Annotated in this window: 1 protein-coding gene; it reads right to left on the bottom strand. The window is 47.0% G+C overall.

Annotated elements, in window-relative coordinates; all coding sequences use genetic code 11:
• The coding region (gene tuf, locus ACTS60_RS00030; RefSeq protein WP_440886707.1) for an elongation factor Tu at positions 1-1,108 on the bottom strand (1,108 nt) is incomplete at both ends.

Raw genomic sequence — 1,108 nt, forward strand, 5'->3', positions numbered from 1 at the left:
TCCATAGCGATAGGAGCGATTAGCTCAACTTGCATTTGGATGTTGTCGCCTGGCATTACCATTTCTACGCCTTCTGGTAGAGAGATGTCACCAGTTACGTCAGTTGTACGGAAGTAGAACTGTGGACGGTAGCCTTTGAAGAATGGAGTGTGACGACCACCTTCATCTTTAGAAAGTACGTATACTTCTGACTCGAACTTAGTGTGTGGGTTGATTGACTTAGGAGCAGCTAGTACTTGACCACGCTCAACTTCGTCACGTTTAGTACCACGTAGAAGTGCACCAACGTTCTCACCCGCACGACCTTCGTCTAGAAGCTTACGGAACATCTCAACACCAGTACAAGTAGTAGTTGTAGTTTCTTTGATACCTACGATTTCTACTTCGTCACCTACAGTTAGGATACCGCGCTCGATACGACCAGTAACTACTGTACCACGACCTTGGATTGAGAATACGTCTTCGATAGGCATTAGGAATGGCTGATCGATTGCACGCTCTGGCTCAGGGATGTATGAATCTAGCGCTTCAGCTAGTTCAACAATCTTAGCTTCCCACTGCTCTTCGCCGTTTAGTGCGCCTAGTGCAGAACCTTGGATAACTGGTAGGTCATCACCTGGGAAGTCGTACTCAGATAGAAGTTCACGAACTTCCATTTCTACTAGTTCTAGTAGCTCTTCATCGTCAACCATGTCACATTTGTTCATGAATACGATGATGTAAGGGATACCAACCTGACGGCCTAGTAGGATGTGCTCACGAGTTTGTGGCATTGGACCATCAGTAGCAGCAACTACAAGAATACCACCGTCCATCTGTGCAGCACCAGTGATCATGTTCTTAACGTAGTCCGCGTGTCCTGGACAGTCAACGTGCGCGTAGTGGCGAGTTGGAGTATCGTACTCTACGTGAGAAGTAGCGATTGTGATACCGCGCTCACGCTCTTCTGGAGCGTTATCGATAGATGCGAAGTCACGAGCAGCACCGCCGTATACTTTAGCAAGTGTTGTACAGATAGCTGCAGTTAGAGTTGTTTTACCGTGGTCAACGTGGCCGATAGTACCAACGTTTACGTGCGGTTTTACACGTTCAAATTTTTCTTTAGACA

It is taken from the genome of Vibrio sp. WZ-1, assembly GCF_052037695.1.
GTDB lineage: Bacteria > Pseudomonadota > Gammaproteobacteria > Enterobacterales > Vibrionaceae > Vibrio.